This window comes from Sinorhizobium sp. 8-89, assembly GCF_030124325.1.
Classification (GTDB): Bacteria; Pseudomonadota; Alphaproteobacteria; order Rhizobiales; family Rhizobiaceae; genus Sinorhizobium.
This window is the reverse complement of sequence record NZ_JASKLR010000010.1, coordinates 197,841-211,930: the sequence shown is the minus strand read 5'-3', so window position 1 is coordinate 211,930 and position 14,090 is coordinate 197,841. Positions and strand designations below refer to the sequence as shown.

Sequence of the window (14,090 nt, the reverse complement as noted above, 5' to 3'; positions counted from 1 at the left end):
GATCCTGACCTATCGTGACCACAAGCCGGCCGAAGGCGGCCCCGCCGTCGCCGCTGCGGCGCCGGCTGGCGGCGGCGGACGGCGTGGCGGACGCGCGGCGCGGGCCGGTGCCGCTGCGCGGGCGGAATAGTCATGGCAAAGCACCATTCCCTCGCGAGCGATCTGATGGCGCTGTGGTTCCAGGCGCCCATGGTCATTGCCGCCCGCACACAAGCAATGGCAATTGCCGCTATGACGGGCTCTGCAACGGACTATGCCGAAACCAGGCGCATGGTGACGGAGAAGATGGCTGCGGTCGCGGAAAGCGTCGTGGCAGCGAACATCGCCATCGCGAAAGAGGGAATGGGGCTCGCGGCAGCCTTTGCCGCTGGGAAGGCAGTTTCCGGCGGTCACGACCGGGTGACGGCGGCGGCGCTTCGTCCCTATGCCAAGCGCGTGCGGGCCAATGTCCGCAGGCTTCGGAAGTAAGTCGGCTGGCGAGGCAGAAAGATGCTGAACGTGTCCTCGAAGGAAAACAAGAACGATCCGCTGGTGCTGTTCATGCCATCGGGCAAGCGCGGCCGCTTCCCGGTCGGCACGCCGATCCTTGACGCCGCGCGTTCGCTCGGGGTCTATGTCGAAAGCGTCTGCGGCGGCCGCGCGACCTGCGGCCGCTGCCAGGTTTCCGTGCAGGAAGGCAACTTCGCCAAGCACAAGATCGTCTCGTCGAACGACCACATCTCGCCGATAGGCCCGAAGGAGCAGCGCTACGCCAGCGTGCGCGAACTGCCCGACGGCCGACGCCTCTCCTGCTCGTCGCAGATTCTCGGCGATCTCGTCATCGACGTGCCGCAGGATACCGTCATCAATGCGCAGGTGGTGCGCAAGGCCGCGACGGATCGGGTGATCGAGCGCAATGCCGCCGTCCAGCTTTGCTATGTCGAGGTGGATGAGCCGGACATGCACAAACCGCTCGGCGATCTCGACCGGATGAAGGCCGTCCTCGAAAAGGACTGGGGCTGGAAGGATCTCCTGATCGCGCCGCACCTGATCCCGCAGGTGCAGGGCATCCTGCGCAAGGGCAACTGGACCGTGACCGCCGCGATCCACCGGGACATGGATTCCTCGCGTCCCTTCATCGTCGGCCTCTGGCCAGGTCTCAAGAACGAGGCCTACGGCGTCGCCTGCGACATCGGCTCGACGACGATCGCCATGCATCTGGTGTCGCTCCTCTCCGGTCGCATCGTCGCCTCCTCGGGCGCGTCGAACCCGCAGATCCGCTTCGGCGAGGATCTGATGAGCCGCGTCTCCTACGTCATGATGAACCCGGATGGCCGCGAGGCGATGACCAAGGCGGTGCGCGAGGCGGTGAACGGCCTGATCGGCAAGGTCTGCGCCGAAGGCGAGATCGACCGCCACGACATCCTCGACATGGTCATCGTCGGCAACCCGATCATGCATCATCTTTTCCTCGGCATCGACCCGACAGAACTCGGCCAGGCGCCCTTCGCGCTCGCCGTTTCCGGCGCGCTGCAATACTGGGCGCACGAGATCGACATCGAGGTTAATCGCGGCGCAAGGCTCTACATGCTGCCCTGCATCGCCGGCCATGTCGGGGCCGACGCCGCCGGCGCCACGCTTTCCGAAGGCCCTCACCGGCAGGACAAGATGATGCTGCTCGTCGATGTCGGCACCAATGCCGAGATCGTGCTCGGCAACCGGCAACGGGTCGTCGCCGCCTCCTCGCCGACCGGGCCGGCCTTCGAGGGTGCCGAAATCTCCTCCGGCCAGCGCGCCGCGCCCGGAGCGATCGAGCGCGTGCGCATCGACCCCGAGACGCTGGAGCCGCGCTTCCGCGTGATCGGCGTCGACAAGTGGTCGGACGAGGAGGGTTTTGCCGAGGCTGCCGCCGCGGTCGGCGTTACTGGGATCTGCGGCTCGGCGATCATCGAGGTCGTCGCCGAGATGTACCTGACCGGCATCATTTCGCAGGACGGCGTCGTCGACGGCGCCATGGCGGCAAAAACCCCGCGCATCATGCCGAACGGCCGCACCTTCTCCTACCTTCTGCACGAGGGCGAGCAACGCATCACTGTCACGCAGAACGACATCCGGGCGATCCAGCTTGCCAAGGCCGCGCTCTATGCCGGCATCAAGCTCTTGATGGAAAAGCAGGGCGTCGACCATGTCGACACGATCCGCTTCGCCGGCGCCTTCGGCTCCTTCATCGACCCGAAATACGCCATGGTGCTGGGCCTCATCCCGGATTGCGACCTTACCGAGGTGAAGGCGGTTGGCAATGCCGCCGGCACCGGCGCGCTGATGGCTCTCCTCAATCGCGGCCACCGCCGCGAGATCGAGGAAACCGTGAGGAAAATCGAGAAGATCGAGACGGCTCTTGAACCGAAATTTCAGGAACATTTCATCAACGCCATGGCCATGCCGAACAAGATCGACGCCTTCCCGAAGCTCTCCGAGGTGGTCACGCTTCCCGAGCGCAAGGTGCTGGCTGACGATGGCGAAGGCGGCGGCCGCAGGAGGCGCCGCAGCCGGGAGTAGGCGCCATTTCCGACTCCGTCTCGCCCGCCTTTGCCCAGCGAACGGGAGAATGATCCCATGGACAACGGCAATCCCGGTCGGATCGTCCTTCTGAACGGCGCGCCGCGTTCGGGCAAGTCGAGCATCGTCGACGTGATTCAGAAGACGTTCGAGGGCGTCTGGATGAACCTTGGCGTCGACGCATACATGGAGCGCATCACGCCTCGACGGTATTGGCCAGGCATCGGGCTGCGGCCGGGCGGCGAATTGCCGGAGATAGAACGCCTGGTGCCCGTGTTCTACGCGGCCCTCTACGAATCGATTGCAGCACACAGCCGCTTGGGCCTCAACGTCGTCGCCGATGTCGGACATCACGAAGCCTACGGCGAGCCGCGACACATCCTTGCGGATTGCGCGCGCCGTCTCATCGAGCTGCCGGTGCTCTTCGTCGGGGTACGCTGCTCGATCGAGACGATCATGGAGAGGCGCAATCGCGGCCAACCGGGTCGCGAGGGCCGCTATCTTGCCGGCATTGAGGGCGAGCCCATACCGCAACCGATCCTGGCTTGGCAGCGGGAGATACACCGCCCAGGTATCTACGACCTCGAAGTGAACACGTCCTCGGCCACGCCGGAAGAATGCGCCGCTCTCATCCACAAACGGCTGCAGGACGGGCCGGTCGTGCCAACGGCATTTCAGAAATTGGCAGCCATCAGCATGTAGTCGCGCACGAGCCCGCGGGACGGTTCCGACGTCAGCGCTCCGGCCCGGACGTCCCGAGAGGCACCGTCAGCCCGATCTTGACCCGGTCCATGGCGACGAAGGTGCGGAATTTCTTGACATTGTTGTTGCCGAAGAAGAGGTGTCGCGTCAGCGCCTCGTAGTCGGCCATGGTCGCCACGACGATGACCAGGATGAAATCCGCCTCGCCGGTGACGTAGTAGCATTGCTGCACCTCCGGTGCGGCCGAAAACTCCGCCTTCGCCGCATCGATCAGTTCGGCAGTCTCGCTGATCACCTCGACCTCGACGAAGATCGTGATCGGCCGGCCGACCCTGCTCGGGTCGATAATGGCGCAATTGGCGGCGATCACGCCCGCCTCCTCCATCCGCTTGATACGCCGCTGCACGGCCGGTGCCGAGAGATTGACCGCCTCGCCGATCGAGCGCTGTGGCGTGGCATTGTCCTTCTGCAGGATCTTCAGGATCGCCAGGTCGAATGAATCGAGGGCGATTTCGGGACGAGTCTTTGCCAAGCATTCTCTCCACGAAACAAACTTGCATTTCACATGCCGGAATACAGCGCAATTTTCATGCGCTCTGCAATATAAACTCGCCGACCTGCTGGTTTGACACGCGGGATGCGGGCGCAAAACCGCCTACACTTTTCCTCATTCCCGCTCTTTGCGGCGCGGGATGTGGGCGGAAAACCGCCTGCACTTTTCCTCATCCCGCTGATGAACGAGGACGCCCATGTTTCTTCTAAATACCCATCCGGACCACAACAAGCCGCTCGACACCGTCGATGCGGAAACGCTTGGAGAAGCCGGGGCCGATACGGTCGAGCGCTTCCTCGCGCATCGCGCCAATCACGCCGAGACGCCGCTGCCTGCGCTGCCGGCGCTCGCCCGCGAACTCGGCGTCGGCGCGGTCCATGTCAAGGATGAGGGCCATCGGCTCGGTCTCGGCAGCTTCAAGGCGCTCGGTGGCGCCTATGCGGTGATCCGGCTGGTGCTGGAAGAGGCGGAACGGCGCCTCGGACGCCCGGTCGATATCGCCGAGCTGCATTCGTCGGAGGTGAAAGCCGTGACGGCGACGATGACCTTCGCCTGCGCGACCGACGGCAATCACGGCCGTTCGGTAGCGCAAGGGGCCGAGCTCGTTGGCGCGAAAGCGGTGATCTTCGTTCACAGCGGCGTCAGCGAGGCCCGCGTCGCGGCGATCTCCCGCTTCGGCGCCGAGGTTGTCCGGATCGAGGGAACCTATGATGATACCGTTGCCGAAGCGGCGAGGGTCGCGCTCCTGAATCTTTGGACGATCGTTTCCGATACGTCCTGGGCAGGCTATGAGCGCATTCCCGGACTGGTGATGCAGGGTTACACGGCGATGGTGCGGGAGGCGCTGCGCCGGCTGCCGGAGCCGCCGACGCATGTCTTCGTGCAGGCGGGCGTCGGTGGCGTCGCCGCAGCCGTCAGCGGTCATCTCGCGCTTACGTTCGGCGACAGGCGGCCGACCTTCACCGTCGTCGACCCAGTGCGCGCCGCGTGCATCTTCGAGACGGCCCGTGCCGGGCATCCCGTCAAGATCGCCCATGGCGAGCCGACAGTGATGGCCATGCTCGAATGCTATGATCCCTCGCTCGTCGCCTGGCGGGTGCTAAAGCACGTCGCGGACGTCTTCATGACCGTCGATGAGCAGGACGCCATTGCCGCAATGAACCGGCTGGCGCGCCCGTCCGGCAACGATCCGGCGATCGTTGCCGGAGAAAGCGGGGGCGCGGGGCTCGCAGGCCTCCTCCGGGCGGCGACCACCCCCGCCATCAGGGCGGCGCTCGACCTCGACGAAACCTCTCGCGTCCTGCTTTTCAACACCGAAGGGGCGACGGATCCGGAACGTTATGCCGAGCTCGTCGGTATGACCCCGGCGGAGGTCATCGGCCGCCGGCAGGCACAGCGGGCGACGGCATGAGCGCCCTCTCGATCAATGCAGAGCGGCTGCTCAGCCGCATCCGCGCCCTCGGCGAAATCGGCCGCGACAGCGATAGCCGATTGACCCGACTCGCGGCGTCGGACGCGGACAAGGCCGGGCGGGATCGGCTTGTCCAGTGGCTTCGCGAGGCGGAGCTTGAGATCGAGGTCGACCAGATCGGCAATATCTTCGGCGTCTGGCGGGATGCCCGCAACGCGGAGAATGCGCCCGTTCTCATCGGCTCGCATATCGACACCGTCATCGACGCCGGCATTTACGATGGCTGCTACGGTGTGCTTTCCGGTCTGGAGACGATCCAGACCTTGAGGGAGGCCGGTACCGCCCTCGCCCACCCGATCGCCATCGCCGCCTTCACCAATGAGGAGGGCGTTCGCTATGCCCCCGACATGATGGGCTCGCTCGTCTATGCCGGCGGGCTTTCGATTGACGAGGCGCTTGCGATTGTCGGCACGGACGGCAGCGTGCTTGGCGAGGAACTGCGACGCATCGGCTATGCCGGTGCCGGCGTGCCCGGCCTCTCGAAGCCACATGCCTATGTCGAACTCCATGTCGAACAAGGCCCGGTCCTGGAGCGCGAAGGCGTGCCGATCGGAGCCGTCGAGAACCTGCAGGGCATTTCCTGGCAGCGGATTACGATCGAGGGCGTCGCCAATCACGCCGGCACGACGCCGATGTCGATGCGGCGTGATGCCGGCCACGCGGCCGCCCGCGTGATCGGCTTCCTGCACGATCGCGCAATAGCATCCAATACGCCCACCGTCGCCACCGTCGGCTGTATCGCCTTCGAGCCGAGCGCCATCAACGTGATCCCGTCGCGCGCCATGTTCACCGTCGACCTGCGCGATCCCGACGCGGAACGGCTGAAGGTGGAGGAAGCCGCGCTCGCCGGCTATCTGCAGGACCTGGCGGCTGCCGAGAGCATGACTGTTACGGCGGAGCGCCTCGCGCGGTTTGAGCCGGTGACCTTCGACGCAAAGATTGTCGGGATCATTGAGGAGGCAGCCCGCGGGCGCGGCCTCGTCTCGAAACGCATGACCTCCGGCGCCGGCCATGACGCGCAGATGATCGCGCGGATCGCGCCGGCGGCAATGATTTTCGTGCCGAGCGTTGGCGGCATCAGCCACAACCCACGCGAATATACGGCCGACGCCGACCTTGTCGCCGGCGCCAATGTCCTCTTCGATGTCATTCAACGGCTGGCTGCAGACTGAAGGAACGCTCCGATGACCGATCTCGAGATGCTTGAAAAGCAGATGACAGGATGGCGGCGCGATCTTCACGCCCATCCGGAATTCGGCTTCGAGGAAAAGCGGACCTCCGCCTTCGTCGCGGCGAAGCTCAGGGAATCTGGGCTTGACGTTGCCGAAGGCGTCGGCGGCACCGGCGTCGTCGGTACGCTCCGCTGCGGCGGCGCAACCGCGCCATTGCTCTTCGCGCCGACATGGACGCGCTGCGCATTCCGGAACAGGGAGCGGTCGAGTATCGCTCGCAAAACCCTGGCGTGATGCATGCATGCGGCCACGACGGCCACACGACCATGCTGCTCGGCGCTGCAAAGCTGCTTGCCGAGGAAGGCGGTTTCGACGGTACCGTACGTTTCGTCTTCCAGCCGGCGGAGGAATGGGGCAAGGGCGCGCTCGCCATGGTCGACGACGGCCTGATGCAGCGGTTTCCCTTCGAGGAGATCTACGGGCTGCACAACCTGCCGGGCCTTCCCGTCGATCATTTCGAAACCCGGGCGGGCCCGATCATGTCGGCGGAAGATAATTTCGAGATCGTGCTCAAAGGCATCGGCGGCCATGCCGCGCGGCCGCACGCGGCCAACGAGGTGCTCGTCGCCGCCTGCGCACTGGTCATCAACCTGCAGACGATCGTCTCCCGCCGCCTGAGCCCGGCCGATATCGGTGTCGTCTCGGTGACGAAGCTCCTCACCGATGGCACTCGCAACGCCCTGCCCGGCCTTGCCCGCATCCTTGGCGACGCTCGCAGCTTCCGGCCGGAAGTGAGCACCGAGATCGAGAAACAGATGCGCGTGATCGCCAAAGGCACGGCGCTGACCCACAACGTCTCTGCCGAGGTGACCTATACGCGCGAATTCGTGCCCCTCGTCAATGACGCGGCCCTCGTCGAGGAAGCCTTCGCCGCCGCCAGGACCGTATTCGAACCCGACCACATCGCCATGGCCTGTGAGCCGATGACTGGATCCGAGGATTTCGCCCGCTTCCTCGAACACGTTCCCGGCTGCTTCGTTTTCCTCGGCAACGGCAGGGACTCCGCGCCGCTGCACAATCCCGCCTACGACTTCAACGACGCCGGGCTGATCCACGGCCTCCGCTTTCACGCCGCGATCGTCAGGCAGCGTCTGCGTCTGCCGGCGGACTGAGTAATGCCCGTGCGTAGCGGTCCTCCGGGCTCGGGCCGCGTCGTTTCAAGGAGCTAGATCATTTCATTGTTGCGAAAACGACCTAATTCTCCGGCAGGCCCGCCTTCTTCATGCCTGCCGCCATCGTTTCGCGGAAACGGCTGACGTCACGCAGCGAGGGAAGCGCGACATATTTCGCGATCGTGTAGTCGGGCTGAATGGCGAGAAATCGCTCGGCTGCCCAATGGGCTGTCTTCATGTCGTCGTTCATGGCTGCCCAGGCCGCCAATTGACGATACGCCCAGGTGACGTTTGTATGGCGTGTGACCACGTCCCGGGCGATCGCGGCCGCTTCCGAAAACCGGCCAGCAAGCGCATAGGCAGCCCCGAGCCCCATGCGCATATTGAAGACGAAAGGGTCGAGCGGGCTCAGCCGCATCGCCCGCTCGAACCGCTCCTGCGCCTCGGTCGCCTCGTCCTGATAGACCCCGACCCATCCGTAACGAGTCCAGGCCCAGGCATTGTTCGGATCGAGCGCCAATGCGCTCTCGATGAACGCGGACGCTCTTTGCTGGTCGCCGGCAAGACTAGCGGCTGCCCCACAAGCCGTCAGCGCCGTCGGATCGTCCTCGACCAGCCCGGACGCACGATGAACAGAATCGAGCGTCGCCTGCAACTCTGCCGCCTGGTCCGGCGACCAGAGATAGGTGATGTTCACCGCGTGGCACCACGCAAGCAGCGCATGCGCCCGACCGTATTTCGGATCGAGTTGCAGCGCCTCCTCGAGCGTCTTCATGGCCTCGGCGATAGCAACGGCATTCTGTCCCCAGAGTTTCGGGAAGGCCCGCATCACCAGGTCGTAGGCTCTGAGATTCGCAGGCGGCTTGCGCGTCGCGGATTCGATCTCCGCGTGGCGCACCGCCGGATGGATTGCGCCGGCGACCTGGGCCGCGATCCGGTCCTGGAACTCGAACAGATCCGCGTTCGCCCCCTCGTAGCGATCCGACCACAATTGCTTGCGCGATTCCGCGTCGACCAGTTGCACGGAGATGCGCAGACGGTCGCCGCCGCGCCGAACCGTGCCCTCCACCACATAGGAAACCCCGAGCTCGGCTCCGACTTCACGGACATCGATGAAGCGGCCCTTGTACGTGAAGGCTAACTGGCGGGCGATGACGAAGAAATCGCGAACGCGCGACAGCGCCGCCGTGATCTCCTCTACGACGCCGTCGACGAAATAGTCGTCCTCCTCGCTGCTCAGATTGTCGAAGGGCATGACAACGACGGAAGGCTGCTCCCTTTCGGGAGGCACTGCGGCGTGGGTTTTCGCAGCCGCGACGGACGGTGCCTTCTCCTGCGTCTCGGGACCCGGGGCCGTTTCGATCAACGCCCTCGTCGCCGCTTCTGGTTCGACACCGAGTTCCCGCTGCAGGGCTTCGCGGCAGAGGAGATATTGTCGCATGGCGGCGTTCGCCTGCCCGCGGCGCTGGTAAAGCCGGATCATGGCGCGATGGGCCTCCTCGGCGGCGGGTTCCGAAGCGAGCAGCCGCTCGGCAAGGCGCTCGCAGGCCTGCACGCCCCCCGTGTCGCCGCCAGCCCGGTCGCCGCCAGGCTCCAGGTCGCGGCTCAGCCGATCGACGAGTTGCAGCGCCTTCTGCCGGTAGCTGCTGACATGCGGCTGAAACCATTGCTCGAGTTCTTCGGGAATTGAGATCTCCGCAAGGAGATCACCGCGATAAAGTTCCGCCGCCGCGAGATTGCCGATCCCGCCCCGCTCGATCAGACGATCGAAGACCCAAATGTCGGCCTCGCCGGAGCCGGCGGCAAGACTAATGGTTTCGAGATCCGTCTCGATGTCGATCGCGGCGCAATTGCCTGCGGGAAAGGCGCGCCGGATATCGACGAGCGCCTGGCGCAGGCTGTTGCGCGCCTGCGCCAGGCCGCGCCCCGGCCAGAAGGCATCGGCCAACGAGGCCCTTCGCACGCCGCGACCCCCCGAGAGAACCAGGGCGGCAAAGACAAGCGCGGTCTTGCGCGTCGTAAACTTGACCGGCTCGTCCGAAGGCGAAACGACAGTGAGATCCCCCAGCAATCGGATACGCATGCGCTGGCTCCGTTTTCACGAACACGCGCCACGTTAGCACCGATCGTGTTCGATTTAACGCAGATTTAGCGCCTGGCGCCTTCGCCTTCGCCAGCTTTTCACTCCTGCCTGAACGGCGGCAAAACGCCGCTGTGGCAAGGTCATTCCATCAATCGAAGATGGAGGCCGAGATGGCTACCACGGAATTTCACTCCGGACATGCGGCGCATGCGAGCGATATCGTCCACGCCCTGACAGAGCGCCTTGAGAATATTGCCGCCGCCATTGCAACCTGGCACCGGCACACGCAGACGCTGAAGGCGATCGAAAGCCTCAACCGTGACGAGCTGAAAGACATCGGTTATCCGGCCGATGCGCGCGATCCAAAACCCGTCATCGAAATCAAGACAGGCCAGATGACCACCTTGATGTCCATGCGGTGATCTCGGCCGCGACGAGCTTACGCCACTTTCGCGACATAGGACGCCAGCAACCCGCCCCAGCCGCTCTCGGAATCGAGCACGCCGCGCAGTTCCTGGGTTCTGGCGCCATAGCTCTCGAGTTGGCGATGTTCAAGGACGACCATTGTCTCGTTCGCGCCCTTTGCCTCGAAGAGAACTTCCACTTCGGTGTGGAACGCGGGATCGAAGTCAAAATCGGCGTTGAGCTGCCAGGCGAAGAGAATGCGGTTCGGCCGGTCGCAAGCAATGATATGACCCCAGTCCCGCTCCTCGCCGGCATTACCGACCTCGTACCAGCGGCCGCCGGCAACGGCCTCGACGATTACCGTCTTCTGACCGGATTCGGTGAGGCTATGACCCTTGATCCACCAGCTCCCCATGCCGTTGACGAAGACATCGAAGGCTTTCTCCGGCGATGCGCGGACAGTGACGGACTTGCGGACCGCAGCCGGGTCTATCGTGTGCATGATGCTTTCCTCCCGTTGCATCGATGATTTCATGCCGTGTCAGCTATCGTCCGCCGTCTCGACAACGGCCTTGAAGGCGGCAAGCTGGTCGCTCCAGAAGCGGTCGAGCCATGCGCGAAGAGGCCCCAGCCCCTCCGGATCGATCGAATAGATCCGGCGCGCGCCCGAAGCCTCGTCCCGCACGAGCCGCGCTTCCTTCAAGACCTTCAAATGCTGAGAAATTGCCGGCTGCGACACCGGCATCACGCGTGCCAGCTCCGCGACCGACTGCCGCCGCCCGGCGACATGCTCGAAAATCGCGCGCCGGGTCGGGTCGGCAAGGGCTGCGAACAATTTATCTTCATAAGCCATGACTTATTATAAGTCATGGCTTATTGTTGTCAACCAGGGCGTCCGCAGGCGGCGTCAAATGGCGGGCGCTGTCGTAGCCTATTGCATCTGGAGTTCGGCAAAGGCGGCACGCACATGCTCCGCGACCGCCAGCACCGGCGCCGGCGCATCATCGATGACCTTGAGGCCGATGTCGTAATGGCCGAGATCCGGCAGCCCGTCGTGTTCGCCAAGCGGCACCATCTCGCCCCGCACGAGGTAGCGCGGCAGCGGCGCAATGGCGAGGCCGGCGAGCACCGCAGCCCGCTGCCCTGTGGTATAGGCGCTCAGAAACGCGATGCGGAACTTGCGCCCCGCACGGGACAGCTTCTCAACCGCATCGGCGCGCCAGACGCAGCCGTCTTCCCACATGGAAACCGGCAGAGGATCGCGCAGATGCGCATTGCCGCATTTCACGCCGGCCCAGACGAGTTTTTCCTGCATCAGGATTTCCGTGTCCTTCGGCACATCGTCGGTCAGGCTGTTGAAGATGGCGATGTCAAGCCGATGCTCGTCGACCCGCTTGCGCATGGCGTTGCTCATGCCGATCGATACGTCGACGGTGACATTCGGGTAGGATTCGCCAAAGCGCTTCAGCACGTCCGGCAGTATCCGCTCGCCGACATCCTCGGGCGCACCAACCCGGACGACACCGTTCATGTCGGGCAGAAGGAAGCGCGATACCGTTTCGTTGTTGAGCGACAAGAGCCGCCGGGCAAAGCCAAGCAGCATCTCGCCCTTCGGCGTCAGCGACACCGAGCGCGCGTCGCGCAGGAACAGCGTGCAACCAAGCAGCTCCTCCAGCTTCTTGATCTGCATCGAGACAGCCGACGGAGTGCGGTAGACGGTCTCCGCCGCAGTGGTGAAGTTGCCGGTTTCGGCAATGGCGACAAAGGTCTTCAGCACGTCCATTTCGAGGAGCGGGAGCGCGTGGCGCAACATCATGTTCATGGCGGGATCCTCATTCAGAAAATCTGAAAGATAACATGATTTCATTTCGTTTGATTGAACATCACTGGTGAGCGATAGTCAAGCTGCAAGGAAGGTTCAGGGCAGGATCAGGCAAGGGCGAAGAGAATTTTTCGCTCACATCCAGCCGAAACTTCGAGGAACCGATCCCGTGCATGCTCCTGGATCGACCCAGGGCAGCGCGATCCCCGGAAGGAGGAAGCTCATGTCTGCGTTGACATTGGTGATTACACCGCATGGCAATGCCTCTTACGTCAAAGCCGGCAGGCAGATGGCAGCCGATGCCAGGCAGGACGCGATCGTTCGGCTTCAGCCGGAAGCCGCAGCGCTTCCCTCGAAGATCGCCGGAGACGGCGACATCGTCCTCGCCCTCCTGTCGCACGCCCGGTCCATCATCGACCGGATCGCCACAAGGCGGCACGCGAGCAACATTGCCAGGAACCGGGTGGAAACCCGCCGCGAACTGGCGAAACTTCCTGCACGGGTCAGGAATGACCTGTTACTCGCGGAACAACAACCGGTGACGCCATCGGATAAAGTTGTTTCATAAGGCGGCAACCGATCACCATGTTTGATGAAAAGCATCAAACATATTCGTTTGAATGATCAATGAGGTTGCACCATATGTACTTTCATGGTCGCGACCTTTTGAGAGACTCAGAAGGAACCAGAAATGTCCACGAACCAGTCATCATCGTCATCGAGCCACGGGCTGTCCGCCCTGCCCGGCCTGTTCAACCTGCGCGCCCGCGCCTGGGCCGCCTGGAAGCGGCACCGCAATGAAGTCGTCCTGGAAAGCCTTTCCTACGACACCCTGAAGGATATCGGCTTCCCGTCCGCCGACGACGAGGTTCACAAGACCGAACAATGAGCGCCGACGCCAAATGTCCTCCCGCCCGACATCGGGCAAGACTTGACCTCTCAAGGGCATTCCCGAAACGGAATGCCCTTTTTGTTTGTGGGCATTGGTTCGCGGCTTCTCCCGATGCAAATGGTCCCGGACGTTCCAGTCAGGCGGCCAGGTTGAACTCCACCCTGTTGCGGCCGCCTTCCTTCGCCCGGTAGAGGGCGACGTCGGCCTGCTTCAGCGCCACGGCGAGATCGACGATGCCGTGGTGCCAGTGTCCGCCAACGCTTGTGGTGATGCTGATCTGCCTGCCATCCACCTCGAGGCCCGCCCCCTGAACGTTCTGCCGGATGCGCTCCGCCAATGACCTCGCGTTACCGAATTCCGTGTTCGGCAGGAAAACCACGAACTCCTCGCCGCCCATTCTGGCGACGACATCGCTTTGCCGTACGGTGCCGCTCAGCAGACGGCCGACGGACTGCAGCACGATATCCCCGACGTCGTGGCCATTGGCGTCGTTGATATCCTTGAAGTGGTCGAGATCGACGACCAGCAGGGCCGAGCCGATGCGGTTGCGTTCCTGCGCCTGCCGTTCGTATCGCTCCTGGAAACTGCGCCGGTTCAGGAGACCGGTCAGCGGATCGGTCTTTGCTTCATTGCTGAGCCGCGACTCACGCGCCGCGTGCCGCCGTTCCCTATCGATGAAGCCGCCGAGAATGACCGCTCCGAAGAGATTGAAGCCGACGCTGAAGGCACCGATCTCGGACAAAAGTTTCGTTCGAAGCACCGCCGGCAGCAGCACCGCGCCGAGCAGGCTGAGCGAAATCATCGCGCCAAGCGCGAGGAAGCTCACGAAGGTGCTGTTCAACCGCGATCGCACCGATCGCGCCCAGATGACTCCCATCAGATAGGCGATGACCATGGATGCAAGCCCGGCCGACAATCCGATTCCGCCGGCGTGGACGCGGGCGATGGCAGTGATAATCAGCGTGGCGGAAGCCCCGAGCGGGCCGAAGAATGCGGAAGCGCAGCCGACAATGAGGTTGCGCGCATCGACCAGCACGCCGGAGCCAAGATAGATGGGTTGGAAAACCGCGATCGCCGCCGCACCGCCGAACAGCACGCCCATCACCACTTTCCGCAGCGCACTTGACATGCGTCGGCGCAGCAGCGAGCCGTAGAAGATGGCCAGTAAAGCCATCAGACCCAGACTGTTCAGAAAATGCATCGTACCGCTCACACGCGTCCTCCTTCGGGCGCCTTGGGTACGCTGGATAACCTAACGGATGCTTCCGTGCCATAGGCAA

General features: G+C 63.8%; 14 protein-coding genes and 1 pseudogene. 9 read left to right on the top strand and 6 right to left on the bottom strand.

All coding sequences use genetic code 11. From position 1 onward, the window contains the following. Positions 1–132 precede the first annotated feature (132 nt). The 3 genes from QN219_RS20010 to QN219_RS20000 are packed head-to-tail and all read left to right on the top strand — an operon-like array spanning position 133 to position 3,240. Positions 133–468, top strand: a complete 336-nt coding sequence (locus tag QN219_RS20010; protein WP_284001589.1) for a hypothetical protein — start codon at positions 133–135, stop codon at positions 466–468. A 21-nt stretch (positions 469–489) separates the two neighbouring features. Then, entirely contained in the window at positions 490–2,538 is a 2,049-nt protein-coding gene (locus QN219_RS20005; RefSeq protein ID WP_284001587.1) for an ASKHA domain-containing protein, read from the top strand. 57 nt (positions 2,539–2,595) lie between these two features. Next, positions 2,596–3,240, top strand: coding sequence for a phosphotransferase-like protein (locus QN219_RS20000; RefSeq protein ID WP_284001585.1), 645 nt, complete (start codon positions 2,596–2,598; stop codon positions 3,238–3,240). A 31-nt stretch (positions 3,241–3,271) separates the two neighbouring features. On the opposite strand, the gene QN219_RS19995 is transcribed toward QN219_RS20000, so the two are convergent. Then, positions 3,272–3,772, bottom strand: a complete 501-nt coding sequence (locus QN219_RS19995) for an Lrp/AsnC family transcriptional regulator (RefSeq protein ID WP_284001584.1) — start codon at positions 3,770–3,772, stop codon at positions 3,272–3,274. A gap of 217 nt (positions 3,773–3,989) precedes the next feature. Between QN219_RS19995 and QN219_RS19990 the strand changes: the two genes are divergently transcribed. The 3 genes and pseudogenes from QN219_RS19990 (at position 3,990) to QN219_RS19980 (ending at position 7,608) form a co-directional block, all read left to right on the top strand. After that, positions 3,990–5,204 (top strand): diaminopropionate ammonia-lyase, encoded by a 1,215-nt coding sequence (locus QN219_RS19990; protein ID WP_284001583.1) that lies wholly within the window; start codon positions 3,990–3,992, stop codon positions 5,202–5,204. Then, positions 5,201–6,436: a Zn-dependent hydrolase gene (locus QN219_RS19985; RefSeq protein ID WP_284001582.1), complete on the top strand. Its 1,236-nt coding sequence runs from the start codon at positions 5,201–5,203 to the stop codon at positions 6,434–6,436. Before QN219_RS19990 ends, QN219_RS19985 begins: the two co-directional genes overlap by 4 nt. A gap of 12 nt (positions 6,437–6,448) precedes the next feature. Then, positions 6,449–7,608 (top strand): annotated as a pseudogene (locus QN219_RS19980) (M20 aminoacylase family protein). Between the two features lie 82 nt (positions 7,609–7,690). Here QN219_RS19980 and QN219_RS19975 read toward each other — a convergent pair. Further along, positions 7,691–9,691: a BTAD domain-containing putative transcriptional regulator gene (locus QN219_RS19975; RefSeq protein ID WP_284001580.1), complete on the bottom strand. Its 2,001-nt coding sequence runs from the start codon at positions 9,689–9,691 to the stop codon at positions 7,691–7,693. Positions 9,692–9,861: 170 nt separating this feature from the next. Between QN219_RS19975 and QN219_RS19970 the strand changes: the two genes are divergently transcribed. Beyond that, complete coding sequence (locus QN219_RS19970) at positions 9,862–10,113, top strand: hypothetical protein (RefSeq protein WP_284001578.1); 252 nt, start codon at positions 9,862–9,864, stop codon at positions 10,111–10,113. Positions 10,114–10,130: 17 nt separating this feature from the next. Here QN219_RS19970 and QN219_RS19965 read toward each other — a convergent pair whose 3' ends face one another. From QN219_RS19965 to QN219_RS19955, 3 genes are all read right to left on the bottom strand, one after another. After that, on the bottom strand, positions 10,131–10,598 hold the full coding sequence (locus tag QN219_RS19965; protein WP_284001576.1) for an SRPBCC family protein: 468 nt from the start codon (positions 10,596–10,598) through the stop codon (positions 10,131–10,133). Positions 10,599–10,637: 39 nt separating this feature from the next. Beyond that, positions 10,638–10,949, bottom strand: coding sequence for a metalloregulator ArsR/SmtB family transcription factor (locus QN219_RS19960; protein ID WP_284001574.1), 312 nt, complete (start codon positions 10,947–10,949; stop codon positions 10,638–10,640). A 78-nt stretch (positions 10,950–11,027) separates the two neighbouring features. Beyond that, the gene (locus QN219_RS19955; protein WP_284001572.1) at positions 11,028–11,918 is read right to left on the bottom strand and encodes a LysR substrate-binding domain-containing protein; all 891 of its coding nucleotides are present in this window, start codon (positions 11,916–11,918) and stop codon (positions 11,028–11,030) included. Between the two features lie 223 nt (positions 11,919–12,141). Here QN219_RS19955 and QN219_RS19950 point away from each other — a divergent pair, with 223 nt between their 5' ends. Continuing rightward, positions 12,142–12,486 (top strand): hypothetical protein, encoded by a 345-nt coding sequence (locus tag QN219_RS19950; RefSeq protein WP_284001571.1) that lies wholly within the window; start codon positions 12,142–12,144, stop codon positions 12,484–12,486. Between the two features lie 123 nt (positions 12,487–12,609). After that, positions 12,610–12,807 (top strand): hypothetical protein, encoded by a 198-nt coding sequence (locus QN219_RS19945; RefSeq protein WP_173512802.1) that lies wholly within the window; start codon positions 12,610–12,612, stop codon positions 12,805–12,807. Between the two features lie 139 nt (positions 12,808–12,946). Here the strand turns inward: QN219_RS19945 and QN219_RS19940 are convergent, their stop codons facing one another. Further along, positions 12,947–14,023 (bottom strand): diguanylate cyclase, encoded by a 1,077-nt coding sequence (locus QN219_RS19940; RefSeq protein WP_284001570.1) that lies wholly within the window; start codon positions 14,021–14,023, stop codon positions 12,947–12,949. Positions 14,024–14,090: the final 67 nt, after the last annotated feature.

Excerpts from the sequence above, each read along its gene's own strand:
- QN219_RS19975 (WP_284001580.1), bottom strand. The coding sequence starts at position 9,691 with ATGCGTATCCGATTGCTGGGGGATCTCACTGTCGTTTCGCCTTCGGAC.
- QN219_RS19985 (WP_284001582.1), top strand. The coding sequence starts at position 5,201 with ATGAGCGCCCTCTCGATCAATGCAGAGCGGCTGCTCAGCCGCATCCGC.
- QN219_RS20000 (WP_284001585.1), top strand. The coding sequence starts at position 2,596 with ATGGACAACGGCAATCCCGGTCGGATCGTCCTTCTGAACGGCGCGCCG.
- QN219_RS19950 (WP_284001571.1), top strand. The coding sequence starts at position 12,142 with ATGTCTGCGTTGACATTGGTGATTACACCGCATGGCAATGCCTCTTAC.
- QN219_RS20005 (WP_284001587.1), top strand. The coding sequence starts at position 490 with ATGCTGAACGTGTCCTCGAAGGAAAACAAGAACGATCCGCTGGTGCTG.
- QN219_RS19960 (WP_284001574.1), bottom strand. The coding sequence starts at position 10,949 with ATGGCTTATGAAGATAAATTGTTCGCAGCCCTTGCCGACCCGACCCGG.
- QN219_RS20010 (WP_284001589.1), top strand. The coding sequence starts at position 133 with ATGGCAAAGCACCATTCCCTCGCGAGCGATCTGATGGCGCTGTGGTTC.
- QN219_RS19955 (WP_284001572.1), bottom strand. The coding sequence starts at position 11,918 with ATGAACATGATGTTGCGCCACGCGCTCCCGCTCCTCGAAATGGACGTG.
- QN219_RS19945 (WP_173512802.1), top strand. The coding sequence starts at position 12,610 with ATGTCCACGAACCAGTCATCATCGTCATCGAGCCACGGGCTGTCCGCC.
- QN219_RS19965 (WP_284001576.1), bottom strand. The coding sequence starts at position 10,598 with ATGCACACGATAGACCCGGCTGCGGTCCGCAAGTCCGTCACTGTCCGC.
- QN219_RS19970 (WP_284001578.1), top strand. The coding sequence starts at position 9,862 with ATGGCTACCACGGAATTTCACTCCGGACATGCGGCGCATGCGAGCGAT.
- QN219_RS19990 (WP_284001583.1), top strand. The coding sequence starts at position 3,990 with ATGTTTCTTCTAAATACCCATCCGGACCACAACAAGCCGCTCGACACC.